Source organism: Rhizobium sp. M10, from assembly GCF_002531955.1.
GTDB classification, from domain to species: domain Bacteria; phylum Pseudomonadota; class Alphaproteobacteria; order Rhizobiales; family Rhizobiaceae; genus Rhizobium; species Rhizobium etli_C.
The window spans coordinates 206,296-222,853 of record NZ_NWTA01000001.1 but is presented as its reverse complement, the minus strand read 5'-3'; the positions used below and the strand labels follow the sequence as shown (position 1 = coordinate 222,853).

The 16,558-nt window shown below is 62.4% G+C and carries 14 protein-coding genes; 11 read left to right on the top strand and 3 right to left on the bottom strand.

The annotated features are described in order from the left end of the window. Positions 1-115: 115 nt before the first annotated feature. Entirely contained in the window at positions 116-1,957 is a 1,842-nt protein-coding gene (locus CO671_RS01000) for a DUF882 domain-containing protein (protein WP_097603965.1), read from the bottom strand. A 179-nt stretch (positions 1,958-2,136) separates the two neighbouring features. After that, positions 2,137-3,687, bottom strand: coding sequence for a sigma-54 dependent transcriptional regulator (locus CO671_RS00995; RefSeq protein WP_097603964.1), 1,551 nt, complete (start codon positions 3,685-3,687; stop codon positions 2,137-2,139). A gap of 207 nt (positions 3,688-3,894) precedes the next feature. Between CO671_RS00995 and CO671_RS00990 the strand changes: the two genes are divergently transcribed. From CO671_RS00990 to CO671_RS00940, 11 genes are all read left to right on the top strand, one after another. Then, complete coding sequence (locus CO671_RS00990) at positions 3,895-5,748, top strand: M3 family oligoendopeptidase (RefSeq protein WP_097603963.1); 1,854 nt, start codon at positions 3,895-3,897, stop codon at positions 5,746-5,748. Between the two features lie 269 nt (positions 5,749-6,017). Further along, entirely contained in the window at positions 6,018-7,124 is a 1,107-nt protein-coding gene (locus CO671_RS00985; RefSeq protein ID WP_245424935.1) for an aminodeoxychorismate synthase component I, read from the top strand. Next, positions 7,121-7,750 (top strand): aminotransferase class IV family protein, encoded by a 630-nt coding sequence (locus tag CO671_RS00980; RefSeq protein WP_097604080.1) that lies wholly within the window; start codon positions 7,121-7,123, stop codon positions 7,748-7,750. The genes CO671_RS00985 and CO671_RS00980 overlap by 4 nt, the downstream gene beginning before the upstream one ends. A 2-nt stretch (positions 7,751-7,752) precedes the next feature. Continuing rightward, a complete protein-coding gene (locus CO671_RS00975; RefSeq protein ID WP_097603961.1) occupies positions 7,753-8,037 on the top strand; it encodes a YciI family protein in 285 nt (94 codons plus the stop codon). Positions 8,038-8,227: 190 nt separating this feature from the next. Next, positions 8,228-9,679 carry a homospermidine synthase gene (locus CO671_RS00970; RefSeq protein ID WP_097603960.1) on the top strand — a complete coding sequence of 484 codons (1,452 nt, stop codon included), beginning with the start codon at positions 8,228-8,230 and terminating at the stop codon, positions 9,677-9,679. Positions 9,680-9,849: 170 nt separating this feature from the next. Next, entirely contained in the window at positions 9,850-10,218 is a 369-nt protein-coding gene (omp10, locus tag CO671_RS00965; RefSeq protein WP_097603959.1) for an outer membrane lipoprotein Omp10, read from the top strand. 26 nt (positions 10,219-10,244) lie between these two features. Then, complete coding sequence (locus tag CO671_RS00960; protein WP_097603958.1) at positions 10,245-10,565, top strand: hypothetical protein; 321 nt, start codon at positions 10,245-10,247, stop codon at positions 10,563-10,565. Positions 10,566-10,731: 166 nt separating this feature from the next. Continuing rightward, positions 10,732-12,708 (top strand): bifunctional metallophosphatase/5'-nucleotidase, encoded by a 1,977-nt coding sequence (locus tag CO671_RS00955; protein WP_097603957.1) that lies wholly within the window; start codon positions 10,732-10,734, stop codon positions 12,706-12,708. 123 nt (positions 12,709-12,831) lie between these two features. Next, positions 12,832-13,866, top strand: a complete 1,035-nt coding sequence (gene hemH, locus CO671_RS00950) for a ferrochelatase (protein WP_010033190.1) — start codon at positions 12,832-12,834, stop codon at positions 13,864-13,866. Between the two features lie 162 nt (positions 13,867-14,028). Then, positions 14,029-15,057, top strand: a complete 1,029-nt coding sequence (locus CO671_RS00945; RefSeq protein WP_097603956.1) for an SPFH domain-containing protein — start codon at positions 14,029-14,031, stop codon at positions 15,055-15,057. A gap of 3 nt (positions 15,058-15,060) precedes the next feature. Then, complete coding sequence (locus tag CO671_RS00940; RefSeq protein WP_010033200.1) at positions 15,061-15,516, top strand: NfeD family protein; 456 nt, start codon at positions 15,061-15,063, stop codon at positions 15,514-15,516. Between the two features lie 14 nt (positions 15,517-15,530). Here CO671_RS00940 and CO671_RS00935 read toward each other — a convergent pair whose 3' ends face one another. Beyond that, positions 15,531-16,526 carry a KpsF/GutQ family sugar-phosphate isomerase gene (locus tag CO671_RS00935; protein ID WP_097603955.1) on the bottom strand — a complete coding sequence of 332 codons (996 nt, stop codon included), beginning with the start codon at positions 16,524-16,526 and terminating at the stop codon, positions 15,531-15,533. Positions 16,527-16,558 lie beyond the last annotated feature (32 nt).

Here is a 16,558-nt window from a genome sequence, read left to right as displayed (position 1 = left end):
CTTTTCTTTTGCGGAGAACGCGCCGGGCCGAACATTCACGGTCCGATCGAAACGACCAAAAGAAAAACCGCCGGATCGCTCCAGCGGTTTTTCGATATTCCGATGATCGGCACGCTCAGTTCGTATTGAACTTGCGCACCTCCATGAAGTTGACGGCCGTGCCGCTGAAGCGGGCCGGGTCGACCGAAGCGGTCTTGACGTTGAAGCCTTCGGCATAGACGGCGGTCGGCTGGGCGCGCATCGTCTGGCTGACGAAGCGCGGCGCCTTGACCTGCTTGGAGGCCATTTCGAGACGGGCATTGGTCAGCGCCCACTGCGAAATCATCTTCTGCGTCAGCTTCGGCTCGGTCCGCACCGTCGCGCGGCTGGCGTCGGCGGCGGCGGCTTGCTTCTGTGTCGGGCGGCCACCCTTGGTGGGAAGAGCCGGCACCACGGCGTTTTCGGCTGCCGGTTCGTCGAAGGCGTCGCCGAAGCTTGCCGACTTCGTTGCTGGCGCCAATGCGGCGAGCTGAAGCGACGGTTTCTGGGCAGGCGCCTGTTGCGGCATCGCCGCGTTGATCGCCTGCTCCACCGTCATCTCGGGCGCATGCGCGGCGACCAGGTTTTCGTCACCCTTGTTCTGCTGGTCGAGCGCATCGGCAAGGGCAGGAGACAGTCCGCCGTCCTGATCGGCCTCGTCGGCCTCTGCTTCCGGATCGGCATTGGCGGCAGCGAGAAGCTTCTCGGCAAGGGCCGGACGTTCGACCGGCGTCGGAACCGGCATTCCGCTCAGCATGGCAGGATCGGTCGACGCGACTTCGGCATCGCCGGGCGCGCGGCGCTGGCCAAGAAGCGAGGGAACCGGGATGCTGTAGGCGCTGAGATCGGCGAATTGCTGCGGCTGGGCCTGATCGGCCGGGAGCGCGGCGGCCAGAGCCTGCTGCGCAGCATTACCCGAAGGCGGCGCGACCAGCGCGCTTGCCACTTCGCTGCCGGCCGGCTGGTTGCTGAATGCCGGACGAACCTGCGGCACCGGCGCGTTCACATCGGCGACCTCGGTCTGCTGCGGCTCGGCAGGGGCAGGCTCGGCCTTCGGCGGCGTCGCCTTGGCGACGGCGACCGGGGCCGAATCGTCGGAATCGTCTTCCTGCTCGTCGGCGCCGCCGCCGAAGAGCGCCTCAAACAGCGTCTTGTGCTTCGGTGCCGATTCGGAAGCGCTGGCGATCTCGATCTGCGTGCTGTTGCCGCGGCGCTTGTAGTCGGCCATCGCCTGCTGGTAGCCCGGCAGCGGCTTGCCGTCGGCCGGAATATGGATGGTATTGCCGTTCGGGAAAAGCCGGACAAGCTCGTCGCGGCTCATGCGCGGCCAGGCGCGAACACCGCCGACATCCATGTGCACGAAGGGCGAACCGGACTTCGGATAGAAGCCGACGCCGCCGACCTGCATCTTCATGCCGATGGCGCGAATCGTCGCCAGCTTGACGTCGGGAATGAAGAAGTCCATCGCCTTGCCGAGCATGTGCTGGCTCTTTTCGGCAACGCCGGATTTGCGCGAGCGGCCGCGCAGCATCTCGTTGGTCGCCGGCGAGCGGAAACCGCAGACGACGTTGATATAGTCCCGTGAACCGCTCTGGCGATAGACTTCCCAGATCAGGTCGAACAGGCGCGGATCCATCTTCGTCGGCTGGTTCTTGCGCCAGTCGCGCAGGAAGCGGTTCAGCTGCTCCAGACCCTTGGGGTCGAACTTGCCGTTACGCTTGTAGGTAATGACGGCTTTTTCGCCGGTATGGATGAAATAGAGCTTGAGGCTGCGGGTGTCGCCCGCGGCCTGAGAAGGCGTACTGACGAATACCGGCGAGGAAACCGCAAGCGCAAGAAGGGCGGCCGCCGCCGTCCTCACTGCCTTTCCGCAGATGTCGGCGCACAAAGAACGCCAGCTCAAGCGCGAAGGCTTGGAATTCCCATTCAGATTCGGCAACTCGATCCCCGTCAGACAGACAATGTCCCGTACTGTCCCAGATGACTGTCAAATGCGGTCACACGATGGCAAAAATGCCACACATGATCAACCTTTTCTTTACATAGTGAACGAGCCACTAACAAGTGGTTTATGAACAGTAACAAATCGTGGTTGCCCGAGTCTTAACAAATGCGGGCTTAGGCCGCATCTTTCTGGGGATTATCGGGATCTATGCCGTAATCTTTGAGCTTGCGATAAAGTGTGGACCGCCCGATGCCAAGCTTGCGTGCCACTTGACTCATCTGTCCGCGATAGAATTTAAGCGCGAATCGGATGAGTTCCTCCTCGACATCGGCAAGCTTGCGCACGTCGCCTGAGGGGTTGACGCTGGCGATTGCATTTTCGGAGGTCTCGGACAGGCGGTGGTGGTGGTGAACCTCCCCGTGCGTCGCAACCCGGTAGTCCTCGCTATATGCCTCGTCCGGGTCGAGGCCGGTATTGTCGGCCACGAGCGCCAGGTGATCCACCACTTCATATTCCGGAAGCTGGGCGGCGATCTGCGGGAAGTCCGCCTCGGTCAGCTCCGGCCCCTCGGCCAGAACGACCGCGCGGAAGATCGCGTTTTCGAGCTGGCGGATATTGCCCGGCCAGTCATAGGCGGTCAAAAGCGCCAGCGCGCCCGAATTCACCGTCATGCGGCGGCCGTTCTTCTGCTCGCTGGAGAAGCGGTCGGCAAAGACGCGCACCAGGTGGGGAATATCTTCCTTGCGTTTGCGCAGCGCCGGAATGGTGATCGGGAAGACGTTGAGGCGATAGTAGAGGTCCTCGCGGAAATGGCCGTTCTTGACCTCCTCGATCAGATCCTTGTTGGTCGCCGAGATCAGTCGGACATTGACCTTGTGGGCGGTGCGCGCACCGACGGTCTCAATCTCGCCCTGCTGCACGGCGCGCAGCAGCTTCACCTGTACTTCGAGCGGCAGGTCGCCGATTTCGTCGAGGAAGATGGTGCCGCCGTCGGCTTCCATGAATTTGCCGATGTGACGTTCGGTCGCGCCGGTGAAAGCGCCCTTTTCATGGCCGAAAAGGATGCTCTCGACGAGATTGTGCGGGATCGCCCCGCAATTGACGGTGACGAACGGCTTGTTCGAGCGTTCGCCGCCGGACTGGATGGCGCGCGCCACCAGCTCCTTGCCGACACCGGATTCGCCTTCGAGCACGACGGGAATGTTGGATTGCGCCGCCCGCTGGGCAAGATCGATGACGCGGAGCATTGCCGGGCTGGCCGAAACGATGTCGTCGAAACCGACGGAGCCTGAGCGCGACCGGCGTCCGGCGCGCGCCTTCACCTCGCGCTGGTCGAGCTTCATCGCATTCGAGATCGACGTGGCGATGCGTTCGGGCGAGACCGGCTTGACGACGAAATCGAAGGCGCCGGCGCGCATCGCCTGCACCACGGTTTCGATGCCGCCCTGGCCTGTCTGCACGATCACGGGGATCTGCGTGCCGAATTCGTGAAGCGCGTCGAGGAATTCGAGACCGGTCATCTCGGGCATCATCAGGTCGAGCACGATGACGTTGAAAAGGCCGCTGTCGCGCTTGACCATTTCCAGGCCGATCCGGCCGTTTTCCGCCTGGTGCACGACATGGCCGTGACGCTCGATTGCGTTCTTGAGCAGGCGGCGCTGCACCGGGTCGTCTTCGACCACGAGGATTTGCCCTGCTCCCTTGAGCTCATTGTAACCGGTCATTGTCGCCTCACTTCATGCGAAACCATGGAGGGCACTCTGACAGAAAGGCTTGAACATCCAGTTTTGAGAAATAATTGCATTTTAACGATTGCAACGACCGATTTTCGTGCCGAAGCGAGGCCTTTGATGGGGCGAAAGGCCCTTGATGCGGGGCCTTCTCACGCTTATTCAAACAGACCTGTTTTAAAGTGGAGAGGAATTGCGTCCATGAAAATCAAGCTCCCGCACGCCAGCCTTCGCTTGTCGCCTGCAGCGCCGGCTGGGCCCGCCGATCCGGCGCTCGGTGATCTGCCGGTCTGGAAGCTGCAGGATCTCTATCCCTCCGCCACGTCAACCGCCTTCGTCGCCGACATGGAAAAGGCCGGCAAGGCCGCGATCGCCTTCGAGGAAAGGTGGAAGGGCAAACTCGCCGACGCCGCGACGAAAACCGGCACCGAGGGCATCGGCGCGGCGCTGAAGGAATATGAGGCGCTTGACGACATCATGGGCCGCCTCGGCTCCTTTGCCGGCCTCACCTATTTCTCCGACACGACAAACCCGACCAACGGCAAGCTCTACGGCGACGTGCAGGCCAAGATCACCGAATTCTCGGGCCATCTCCTGTTCTTCGCGCTGGAACTGAACCGCATCGACGACGCGGTCATCGACGCCTGCATCGCCAACGACCCCGATGCCGGCCATTATCGCCCCTGGCTCATCGACCTCAGGAAAGACAAGCCCTATCAGCTCGACGACAGGCTGGAGCAGCTCTTCCTCGAAAAGTCGATGACATCGGCCTCCGCCTTCAATCGCCTGTTCGACGAAACGATGGCGGAACTCCGCTACGAGATCGATGGCGAGAAGGTGCCGCTCGAAGTGGCCTTGAACATGTTGCAGGAAAAGGATCCGGACGTGCGCCGCAAGGCGGCCATGGCGCTCGCCGAAACCTTCAAGGCCAATATCCGCATCTTCACGCTGATCACCAACACGCTTGCCAAGGACAAGGATATCTCCGACCGCTGGCGTGGCTTCGAGGACATTGCCGACTCCAGGCACCTCGCAAACCGTGTCGAGCGCGAGGTCGTCGATGCGCTCGCCGCCGCCGTCCGGGAAGCCTATCCCCGCCTTTCGCACCGCTATTACAAGATGAAGGCGAAATGGCTCGGCATGGAGCAGATGAACTTCTGGGACCGCAACGCGCCGCTTCCGGAAACCTCCAGCGCCGTAATCTCCTGGTCGGAGGCAAAGGACACGGTGCTGTCGGCCTATGGCAATTTCGCCCCCGAGATGGCCGATATCGCCAGGCGCTTCTTCGACGAACAATGGATCGATGCCCCGGTTCGCCCCGGCAAGGCGCCCGGCGCCTTTGCCCATCCGACGGTTCCCTCTGCCCATCCCTATGTGCTCGTCAACTATATGGGCAAGCCGCGCGACGTGATGACGCTTGCCCACGAACTCGGCCACGGCGTGCACCAGGTTCTGGCCGGCGCGCAAGGGGCGCTGATGTGCCAGACGCCGCTGACGCTTGCCGAAACCGCCTCCGTCTTCGGCGAGATGCTGACCTTTCGCACGCTTCTCGAAAAGACCACCGACAAACGCGAGCGCAAAGCGATGCTCGCCCAGAAGGTCGAGGACATGATCAACACGGTCGTGCGCCAGATCGCCTTCTACGAGTTCGAACGCCAGCTGCACACCGCCCGCAAATCAGGTGAACTCACCGCCGACGACATCGGCGAACTCTGGCTCTCCGTCCAGTCCGAAAGCCTCGGGCCGGCGATCAGCATTTCCGAGGGCTACGAGACCTATTGGGCCTATATCCCCCACTTCATCCACTCGCCCTTCTATGTCTACGCCTATGCTTTCGGCGATTGCCTGGTGAATTCGCTCTATGCCGTCTACCGGAAGGCCGAGAAGGGCTTCCAGGAGAAGTATTTCGAACTGCTGAAGGCCGGCGGCACCAAGCACCATTCCGAATTGCTGAAGCCTTTCGGCCTCGACGCCACCGATCCGTCGTTCTGGAGCCAGGGCCTGTCGATGATCGAAGGGCTGATCGATGAGTTGGAGGCTTTGGATAGGGCGTAAGAGAGCGAGTCCCTTCTCCCCTCGGGGAGAAGGTGCCGGCAGGCGGATGAGGGGGCGACACGGCAGGACCTCTCCTTCGCAGACGCTGAGGACGTCGCTTCGCTCCACCCCCTCATCTGCCCTTCGGGCATCTTCTCCCCGAGGGGAGAAGAGAGAAAATATTTGAGGCTCCCGATCGCATCTGAGCAATGGGGAGCAAAACAAACCGAAAGCGTTGCGTGGCCGATCAACCCTATATTCTCTTCCGCGACGACACATCAGGCCAGGTGATGCTGTTCGCCGAACCTGTAGAGATCATCGCCGCGCGAACGCCCGCCGAATTCTTCAGCGGCCTCACCCGCATGGAAGAAGCAAAGGCCGAAGGCAAATGGCTTGCCGGTTACATGGCCTACGAGGCCGGGTATCTCTTCGAGGAAAAACTTGCTTCCTTCGTCGGCGAAAATCGCAAGACGCCGCTCCTCTGTTTCGGCGTCTTCGACGCGCCGCAACCGGACACACATCCGCTTGCCCAGCCCAAACAGCGTCTCGAAAACGAGGAATTCCTCACCGAACCGAAAGCCGCCTGGGATTTCCCTATATATAAAGAGCGCTTCGACCGGCTTCACGAGCATCTCAGGCTCGGCGACGCCTACCAGGCGAACCTCACCATGCCGGTCGAGGTCCGCTGGAATGGCGATCCTCGCGCCGCCTTCTGGTCGCTGATCGAACGCCAGCCGGTCAAATATGGCGCGCTGGTCGATCTCGGCGGCCCCGTCATCCTGTCGCGCTCGCCCGAACTGTTCTTCCGTACCGATGAGCAAGGCTGGATCGAGACCCATCCGATGAAAGGCACGGCCAAACGCGGCGCCACCGCCGCCGAGGATGCCGAAATCATCGAGGCCATGCGCAACGATATCAAGACGCAGGCCGAAAACCGCATGATCGTCGATCTGCTGCGCAACGACATCTCCCGCATCACCGAGGTCGGCACGCTCGATGTCCCGAAGCTCTTCGATGTCGAGACCTATCCGACCGTCCACCAGATGGTCAGCCATGTGCAGGCGAGGCTGCGCCCCGGCCTTTCGATCCGCGACATCTTCACCGCCCTTTTTCCCTGCGGCTCGATCACCGGGGCGCCAAAGATGCGGGCGATGGAAATCCTCCACGCGCTCGAAGATGCTCCCCGCGATGCCTATTGCGGCGCGATCGGCATGATCTCGCCCAGCGGCGCCATGCGTTTCTCCGTCGCGATCCGCACCATCACGCTTTTTGAACGCGGCAGGGCCGTCTTCAATGTCGGCGGCGGCATCGTCTTCGATTCGACCGCCGAGGCCGAATACGAGGAGTGCCTGCTCAAGGCCCGCTTCGCCGTCGGCGACCAATGGATCGCGCGATGACCGACTTTTCGCTGATCGAGACGCTGCGCTGGCAGCCCGGCGACGGCTTCATCCGCCTGCGGCTGCATCTCGCCCGGCTTTCCCGCTCCGCCCGTCGCCTCGGCTTCCCACAGCCGATCGAGGCGGCCGCCAAGCTCGAGGGCGCCGTTGCAGGCGCTGCCGGTCCGCTGCGCATCCGCCTGACCTTCGACGCGCAGGGCCGCATCGAGGTAACGAGCGCGGCTTTCGTGCCGCTGGCGCCGGAGACGGCCTGGACGGTGCGCATCGCCGAGACCCGCCTCGATTCCACCGACAGGCTGCTGCGCCACAAGACCACGCGCCGCGCCGTCTACGAGACGGCGCGCGCCGAATATGCGCCCGATGAGGCCGATGAAGTCATCCTGCTGAACGAGCGCGGCGAGGTCTGCGAGGGCACCATCACCTCCGTCTTCCTGGATGACGGGACCGGCACACTGCGCACTCCGCCGATCTCCTGCGGCCTGCTTGCGGGCGTGCTGCGCACCGAGCTCATTTGCGCGCGCAAGGCGCGTGTCGGCCGCCTCACACTTGCCGATCTCGATGCCGGCACGCTTTATATCGGCAACTCGCTGCGCGGCCTGATCCGCGCCAATCTTGTCAGGAGCTGACCATGTTCATTCTCTCCCTCACCTATCTCAAGTCCAATGACGAAGCCGACAGGTACATGGAGCCGCACATGGCCTGGGTGAAAGAGGGTTATGCCAAGGGCTGGTTCCTCGCCTCCGGCCGCAAGATACCGCGCACCGGCGGCGTAGTCCTCGCCATCGGCGACCGCGCCGCTATCGAGGCCTATGTCGCCGCCGATCCCTTCACCATCCATGGTGTTGCCGCATACGACATTACCGAGCTCGCCGTGACGACGACGGCCGAAGGGTTGGAAATCCTGAAACGCTGATTTTACGGAGCGGGGCGGAGTTCCCGTCGCCCCTTGCCGGCCCGCCCGCCCGATATTTGACCTTTCCCCCTCAACGCTCTTTATTGTGACGCCGTTTTGTGGTTAGAGCCGGTCACCTCGCAATTTCTGCGGCAATTTCAAAAGAATTCTTCAGGCTGATCGCCTTCGTCCCCTTCCACAGGAGAAAAGAATGACGGAAAAGAACCATCCGGTATATGCCGAAATTACCGGTCCGATCGTGATGATCGGCTTTGGCTCCATCGGCCGCGGCACCCTGCCGCTGATCGAGCGCCACTTCAAATTCGACAAGAGCCGGATGGTCGTCATCGACCCGCGTGAAGAACCCTCCGACATGGAGATTCTGAAGAAGCACGGCGTCCGCCACATCAAGGAATTTGTCACCAAGGACAATTACAAGGAGCTGCTGAAACCGCTCCTGACGGAAGGTGAAGGCCAGGGCTTCTGCGTCAACCTCTCGGTCGACACCTCCTCGCTCGACATCATCAAGCTCTGCCGCAAGCTCGACGTTCTCTATATCGATACGGTCGTCGAGCCCTGGCTCGGCTTCTATTTCGACAAGAGCATGAGCAACGCCGACCGCACCAACTACGCGCTGCGCGAAACCGTGCGCAAGGAAAAGGCGAAGAACCCGGGCGGCGCCACCGCCGTCTCCACCTGCGGCGCCAATCCCGGCATGGTCTCCTGGTTCGTCAAGCAGGCGCTGGTCAACCTCGCCAATGACATCGGCGTCAAGTTCGAGGAGCCGGACCAGCACGATCGCGAAGGCTGGGCCAAGCTGATGAAGAAGCTCGGCGTCAAGGGCATCCACATTGCCGAGCGCGACACCCAGCGCACCAAGCATCCGAAGCCGCTCAACGTCTTCTGGAACACCTGGTCCGTCGAAGGCTTCATCTCCGAAGGCATGCAGCCGGCCGAACTCGGCTGGGGCACGCATGAAGAATGGATGCCGAAGAACGCCAAGAAGCACAAGAAGGGCAACAAGGCGGCGATCTACCTGGAGCAGCCGGGCGCCAACACCCGCGTGCGCACCTGGTGCCCGACGCCCGGTCCGCAATATGGCTTCCTCGTCACCCATAACGAGTCGATCTCGATCGCCGATTATTTCACGGTCCGCGACAAGGACGGCGAAGTGACCTTCCGCCCGACCTGCCACTACGCCTACCATCCGGCCAATGACGCCGTGCTCTCCCTGCACGAGATGTTCGGCAATGGTGGTACGTCGCAGCCGGTCCATCACGTTCTCGACGAGGACGAATTGGAGGACGGCATCGACGAACTCGGCGTCCTGCTCTACGGCCATGAGAAGAACGCCTACTGGTATGGCTCACGACTGTCGCTCGAAGAAACCCGCCGCATCGCGCCCTACCAGAACGCCACCGGCCTGCAGGTCACATCAGCCGTTCTCGCCGGCATGGTCTGGGCGCTGGAACACCCGACGGCCGGCATCGTCGAAGCCGACGAGATCGACTACAAGCGCTGCCTCGAAGTGCAGATGCCCTATCTCGGCCCGGTCGAAGGTCATTACACCGACTGGACCCCGCTCGACGGCCGTCCGGGCCTCTTCCCAGAGGACATCGACACCAAGGATCCGTGGCAGTTCCGCAACATTCTCGTTCGCTGAGAGTGCTCGCACACGCTCGATGATGCCCGCCGCAAGGCGGGCATTTTTGTAACGCTGGCTGTATAAATGGCGCCCCCGCCGCGCCAAGCCTTGCCATCATGGCGGTCACCCGCCATGTTTTGCCCGAACTTGGCGGGTGACCGCCACGCCGAATCGCCGGGAGAAGCCTTATGAAAATCAGAACTGGTCTCGTTCTTGTCGGTGCCGCGGCCGCTCTTGCCGCCTGCGTTTCATCGGAGCCGCGCCCCATGCCGATTGCGGCCACGCCCCCCGCCACCGGCGTCGAAGGCAATTGGAGCGATCCGAACGGCATCGTTTCCACCTTCCAGGGCGGGACTTTCACGACCCGCACCACCGACAGCAACCAGCTTCTCGCCTCGGGCACCTACATCAATACCTCGCCGACGCTGGTGGAGATCAATATGACCTCGCTGGTGCGCAAGACCCAATCCAAGGTCAATTGCGCCCTCGTCAATCCGAGCCAGCTCAATTGCACCTCGGATTCCGGCGCCCAGTTCACCCTTTCCCGCCGCGGCTGAAAGTGAGGCGATAGGCCGAAAGCACCATGCGGGCCGTCGCCGGTTACCTGATCCTGCTGCTCGCAATGCCGCTTGCCGCGTTGGCCGTCGTTTTGCCGGCCAACGTCTATCGTGCCCAGGGCATCGATGCTCCCGATTGCGACGGACCGCTGCAGGTGTTGATCTTCGCCCTGCCGGTCGTGCTGATCTATGGCGTCGGCGCGCTCCTTGTCTATCGCGCCGGGCGGCGCTTTCATCGCCTCCTTTCCCCACTCTGCCTGATCATAGCGCTCTCTGCGGTTCCGAATATTGCCGAGGCTGTGCACGAACTGCACCGAAACGACGCCGGCGGCGAATGCCGGGGGTAGCAGTCGGCTTTTTTGTCCCGCCCCTCTTGGAAAGAATGCCGTCTGGCCCAGCTTTCCCTTGCAGTCATATGCCGTGTCATGGAACATCGGCATGCCGGGTACCGCCCCGGCGGACTATGGAAGGGATCGGCGAGGGGGATCTTTCGCCTCAATCAGGAGAACAGGGATGACGAAGTCTTTCAGCTTCGGTCTTTTGACCGCGTCCATGCTGGCGCTGAGCGCGGGCGCCGCCTTTGCGGATTACGAACTTAATATTCTTCATATCAACGATTTCCATTCCCGCATCGAATCGATCAACAAGTTCGATTCCACCTGCTCGGCCGAGGAGGAAGGCAAGAAGGAATGCTTCGGCGGTGCCGCCCGCCTGAAGACCGCGATCGACCAGCGCCGCCAGGCGCTATCGGGCAAGAATGTCCTTCTGCTGAATGCCGGCGACAATTTCCAGGGCTCGCTGTTCTACACCACCTACAAGGGCGCGGCCGAAGCCGAATTCCTGAACCTGATGAAGTTCGACGCCATGACCGTCGGCAACCATGAATTCGACGACAGCGAGGATGGTCTCGCGACCTTCCTCGACAAGGTGCAATTCCCCGTCGTGACGGCGAACGTCAAGGCGACGGCTGCCTCCAAGCTCGGCGACCGCGTCAAGCCGTCGCTGGTGCTCGATGTCGGCGGCCAGAAGATCGGCATCGTCGGCGCCGTCACCAATGATACGCCCGAATTGTCCTCTCCCGGCCCGAACGTCACCATCGCCGATGACGTCCAGTCCATCACTTCAGCGGTTCAGGAGCTGAAGGGCCAGGGCGTCAACAAGATCATTGCGCTCACCCATGTCGGTTATCCCCGCGACCTCGCCGTCATCGCCAAGATTCCGGATGTCGATGTCGTCGTCGGCGGCCATTCCCACAGCCTGCTGTCCAACACCGATCCGAAGGCTGAAGGCCCATATCCGACGATGGTCGACAATCCCGGCGGCTACAAGGTGCCGGTCGTCCAGGCGGCCTCCTACAGCAAATATCTCGGTGATATCGTCGTCAACTTCGACGATAGCGGCATCGTCAAGGATGCCAAGGGCGACCCGATCTTGATCGACTCGTCCTTCACGCCCGATCCGGCCGTCGTCACCCGCGTCGCCGAACTCGCAAAGCCGATCGAGGAATTGCGCAAGAAGGTGATCGGCGCCTCCGAAGCTCCGATCGAGGGCGATCGCAAAGTCTGCCGCGTCAAGGAATGCTCGATGGGCAATCTGGTGGCCGACGCCATGCTTGACCGCACAAAGAACCAGGGCGTCACCATCGCCGTTCAGAACGGCGGCGGCCTGCGTGCTTCGATCGACGGCGGCGATGTCACCCAGGGCGAGGTCATCACCGTGCTGCCCTTCCAGAACACGCTCGCCACTTTCGAGGCCACCGGCGCAGACGTCGTCAAGGCGCTCGAAAACGGCGTCAGCCAGATCGATCAGGGCGCCGGCCGCTTTCCGCAGGTCGCCGGCCTGAAATTCTCGTTCGACCAGTCCAAGCCTGTCGGCAGCCGCGTCAGCGATGTCCAGGTGAAGGACGGCGACAGTTTCGCTCCGATCGACCAGGCCAAGACCTACAAGCTCGCCACCAACAACTTCATGCGGGCCGGCGGCGACGGCTATTCGATCTTCAAGGAAGGCAAGAATGCCTATGATTACGGCCCGGATCTCGCCGACGTAACCGCCGAGTATCTGGCTGCGCATTCGCCTTACAAGCCCTATACCGATGGCCGCGTGACGGAAATCGGCGCGACGGTGGCGCAGGCGCCGGCACCAACCACCCAACCTGCCCCCGCCCCTGCGGCTCCGGCAGCGCCGGCACCAACCGCCGAGCCCGCCCCTGCTCCTGCAGCGCCGGCAGCACCCGCTCCGGCCACCGAGCCTGCTCCGGCCGCACCGGCCGCACCCGCGCCCGCCCCGGAACCGACGCCGGCGCCGGCAGCCTCCGCGCCTGCGGCAATGACGCCCTCGACCCATGTGATCGCCGCGGGCGACACCTTCTGGGATCTCGCCGTGACCTTCTATGGCGACGGCACGCTGTGGCGGAAGCTTTCGGAAGCCAACGGCAAGCCGGACCCGCGTCACCTGATGGTCGGCAAGGAGATCCAGGTTCCCGCCAAGTAAGACGATTTGTCTCGACGCCATCGGCCGGCCCGGGGTTTCCCGGGCCGGCTTTTCTTTCTATAGGGTGAACCATGATCTCAAGGCTGCGTATGAGCCAACGAGACAACGAGTGTTGGGGCCAGAATGACAGCAGATATTTCACTCCGTCCGGCGGATCATCCGGCCGTCAAGTCAGGCAAGATCGGCGTCCTGCTGGTCAATCTCGGCACGCCCGACGGAACCGACTACATCTCGATGCGCCGCTATCTCAGGGAGTTCCTGACCGATCGCCGCGTCATCGAATGGTCGCGCTGGAAGTGGTATCCGATCCTGTTCGGCATCGTGCTCAACAGGCGCCCGCAGAAGGTCGGCAAAGCCTACGAGCTGATCTGGAACAAGGAGAGGAACGAAAGTTTTCTCCGTACCTATACGCGCAATCAGTCGGAACTGATGGCCGGGCGGCTGAAGGATCTCGATAACGTCAAGGTCGACTGGGCGATGCGCTATGGCACGCCGTCGATCGCCTCGCGCATCGACGCGCTGAAGCAGGAGGGCTGCGACCGTATCGTGCTCTTCCCGCTTTATCCGCAATATGCGGCTGCGACGACTGCCACCGTCAACGACAAGGCGTTCCAGAAACTGCTCTCGATGCGCTGGCAGCCAGCGCTGCGTACCGTGCCCGATTATCACGACGACGAGACCTATATCGAGGCGCTCGCCCAATCCGTCGAACGGCATCTTTCGACACTCGACTGGAAGCCGGAGATGCTGATCGCCTCGTTCCACGGCATTCCGATGTCCTATTTCAAGCAGGGTGATCCCTATTACTGTCAGTGCCAGAAGACCGGCCGGCTGCTGCGCGAGCGCCTGGGCCTCACCCAGGAAAACTTCATGGTGACCTTCCAGTCCCGCTTCGGGCCGGAGGAATGGCTGCAGCCCTATACCGACAAGACGGTGGAGAAACTCGCCAGCGACGGCCTCAAGCGCATCGCCGTCATCAATCCCGGCTTCGTTTCCGACTGTCTGGAAACGCTCGAAGAAATCGCCGAGCAGGCCGCCCATTCCTTCCACGAGAATGGCGGCGAGAAGTTCGCGCATATTCCCTGCCTCAACGACAGTGAAGACGGCATGAAGGTGCTGGAAAAGGTCGTCCGCCGCGAATTGCAGGGCTGGGCCTGAGAAAAAGGGATAACCGGCGGCAGCCCACGGATCTTGGCGAGAGGAAAGCTGCTTTTCACGTGAAGGTGGAAGTGTGGCATCCGTGTGGCATTTCTTCCTCGCAAAGAACATGCTAACCCCACATCAGTGTGTGGGCGCATGCGCCGATGGGAGGGTTTTTTCATGCTGTTGGGCGGTTTCGATATCGTCGTGATCGTGCTGGTCATCTTCGTCATCCTGGTCCTCTTCGCCGGGATCAAGACGGTGCCGCAGGGCTACCGCTATACGATCGAGCGCTTTGGCCGTTATACCCGCACGCTGGAGCCCGGCCTCAACCTCATCACCCCCTTCATCGAGCGCGTCGGCGCTCGGTTGAACGTGATGGAGCAGGTGCTGAACGTGCCGACCCAGGAGGTGATCACCAAGGATAACGCCTCGGTTTCGGCCGATGCCGTCGCCTTTTATCAGGTGTTGAACGCGGCTCAGTCCGCCTATCAGGTTGCCAACCTCGAAAACGCCATCCTCAATCTCACCATGACCAACATCCGCTCGGTCATGGGCTCGATGGATCTCGACGAACTGCTTTCCAACCGCGATGCGATCAACGACCGGCTGCTGCGCGTCGTCGACGAGGCCGTGCAGCCCTGGGGCATCAAGGTCACCCGCGTCGAAATCAAGGATATCCAGCCGCCGCGCGACCTCGTCGACGCCATGGCCCGCCAGATGAAGGCCGAGCGCGAGAAGCGCGCCCAGGTGCTGGAAGCCGAAGGCTCGCGCAACGCGCAGATTCTGAGAGCCGAGGGCGCCAAGCAATCCGCCATCCTGCAGGCCGAGGGCCAGCGCGAAGCCGCCTTCCGCAACGCCGAAGCCCGCGAGCGCCTGGCCGAGGCCGAAGCCAAGGCGACGCGGATGGTCTCCGAGGCGATTGCCGCCGGCGACGTCCAGGCGATCAACTATTTCGTCGCGCAGAAATACACCGAGGCGCTCGCCTCGGTCGGCTCGGCGCCCAACTCCAAGATCGTGCTGATGCCGATGGAAGCCTCGTCTATCCTCAGCTCCCTCGGCGGTATCGGCGCCATTGCCCGCGAGGTCTTCGGCGACCCCGGCAATCCGCCGCCTGCGCCGCCGCGTCCGCGCCCCGCGCCGGTCCGCTCGACGCCGCCGATCAATCCGCCGACCCCCAACCCCTTCAACCCCGATTCGGAGCGCTGAGCCATGCTGGCGAAGATCATCGCCGAACTCGGTCCGTGGAGCTGGTGGGTTGTTGGCCTGGTTCTGCTCGCCGCGGAAATGATCGTGCCCGGCTTCTTCCTGGTGTGGATCGGCCTCGCCGCCTTGATCGTCGGTGCGCTGTCGCTGCTGTTCTGGGACAGCGCGTTCTGGGTCTGGGAGCTGCAGGCGATCCTTTTTGCCTTGCTCGCCGTTGCCACGACCTTTGCCGGCCGTCGGCTGATGCTGCGCAATGCCGCCACCGACGAGCCCTTCCTCAATCAGCGCGGCGCGAGCCTCGTCGGCCGTACCGCGACGCTGCACGAGCCGATCCGTGAAGGCCGCGGCCGCATCCGTCTCGATGATACGCTGTGGCAGGTGATGGGGCCCGATCTGCCCGTAGGGACGCAGGTCAAGGTCGTGGCGAGCAACGGCCGCGACCTCACGGTCGAACCCATCTAATCAAACAATGCTGATCAGGCGACGCCGATTCGCAGCAGGTCATGGAAATGCACCAGCCCGACCGGGCGGCTGTCATCGTCGACGACGATCAGCGCGCCGATGCTGTGCTGATTGAGCAGCGCGAGAGCAGCGGTCGCCAGAATCGTCGGCTTCACCGTCTTCGGCGTCTTCGTCATGATGTCGTCGACGGCAAGCTCGGCGAGATTGCGGGTCAGGTTGCGCGCCATATCGCCTTCGGTGACGATGCCGCAGAGCCGTCCCTCCTCGTCGAGCACGCCGACGCAGCCGAAATGCTTGCGCGACAGCACGGTGATCGCTTCCGGCATTGGCGTGCCCTTGGCAACGAGCGGCAACCGCTCGCCGGTATGCATGATGTCGGCGACATGTGTCAGGCTGGCGCCGAGCTTGCCGCCGGGATGGAAGACGTGGAAATCCGTGGCGGTAAAGCCGCGCGCCTCCAAAAGCGCCACTGCCAAGGCGTCGCCAAGCGCAAGCTGCATCAGCGTCGAGGTCGTCGGCGCCAGCCCATTGGGGCAGGCTTCCTGTTCGTTCGGCACCAGAAGCACGATATCGGCAGCGGTCGCAAGCGAGGAGCGTTCGCCGCAGGTGAGCGCGATCAGCGGAATGGAAAAGCGCCGCGTGAAGGAAATAATGCTCTTGAGCTCGGCGCTCTCGCCGCCTTTGGAAATCGCCAGCACGACGTCGTCGCGCGCGATCATGCCGAGATCGCCGTGATTGGCTTCGGCCGCATGCACGAAGAAGGCAGGCGTCCCGGTCGACGCAAAGGTCGCCGCCAGCTTGGCGCCGATATGGCCACTCTTGCCGACGCCGGTGACGATCACCCGGCCGGAGATATCGCCAATGACTTCGATCGCGCGGGTGAACGGGCCGGCCAATCCATTGTCCAAGGCCTGTTCGAGCGCTTCGAGACCGCGTTTTTCGATTTCAATCGTGCGTTTTGCTGATTCGAGCACGCCGTTTTCGACCAGTTTTATCGCTCTTCTGTTCATGGACTTGCGTTAGACCTTTTCACTTTCCAAGT

Bases quoted from the DNA above. Each gene is read 5' to 3' on its own strand.
- CO671_RS00995 (WP_097603964.1), bottom strand. From the start codon at position 3,687: ATGACCGGTTACAATGAGCTCAAGGGAGCAGGGCAAATCCTCGTGGTC.
- CO671_RS00990 (WP_097603963.1), top strand. From the start codon at position 3,895: ATGAAAATCAAGCTCCCGCACGCCAGCCTTCGCTTGTCGCCTGCAGCG.
- CO671_RS00985 (WP_245424935.1), top strand. From the start codon at position 6,018: ATGCTGTTCGCCGAACCTGTAGAGATCATCGCCGCGCGAACGCCCGCC.
- CO671_RS00980 (WP_097604080.1), top strand. From the start codon at position 7,121: ATGACCGACTTTTCGCTGATCGAGACGCTGCGCTGGCAGCCCGGCGAC.
- CO671_RS00975 (WP_097603961.1), top strand. From the start codon at position 7,753: ATGTTCATTCTCTCCCTCACCTATCTCAAGTCCAATGACGAAGCCGAC.
- CO671_RS00970 (WP_097603960.1), top strand. From the start codon at position 8,228: ATGACGGAAAAGAACCATCCGGTATATGCCGAAATTACCGGTCCGATC.
- omp10 (WP_097603959.1), top strand. From the start codon at position 9,850: ATGAAAATCAGAACTGGTCTCGTTCTTGTCGGTGCCGCGGCCGCTCTT.
- CO671_RS00960 (WP_097603958.1), top strand. From the start codon at position 10,245: ATGCGGGCCGTCGCCGGTTACCTGATCCTGCTGCTCGCAATGCCGCTT.
- CO671_RS00955 (WP_097603957.1), top strand. From the start codon at position 10,732: ATGACGAAGTCTTTCAGCTTCGGTCTTTTGACCGCGTCCATGCTGGCG.
- hemH (WP_010033190.1), top strand. From the start codon at position 12,832: ATGACAGCAGATATTTCACTCCGTCCGGCGGATCATCCGGCCGTCAAG.
- CO671_RS00945 (WP_097603956.1), top strand. From the start codon at position 14,029: ATGCTGTTGGGCGGTTTCGATATCGTCGTGATCGTGCTGGTCATCTTC.
- CO671_RS00940 (WP_010033200.1), top strand. From the start codon at position 15,061: ATGCTGGCGAAGATCATCGCCGAACTCGGTCCGTGGAGCTGGTGGGTT.
- CO671_RS00935 (WP_097603955.1), bottom strand. From the start codon at position 16,526: ATGAACAGAAGAGCGATAAAACTGGTCGAAAACGGCGTGCTCGAATCA.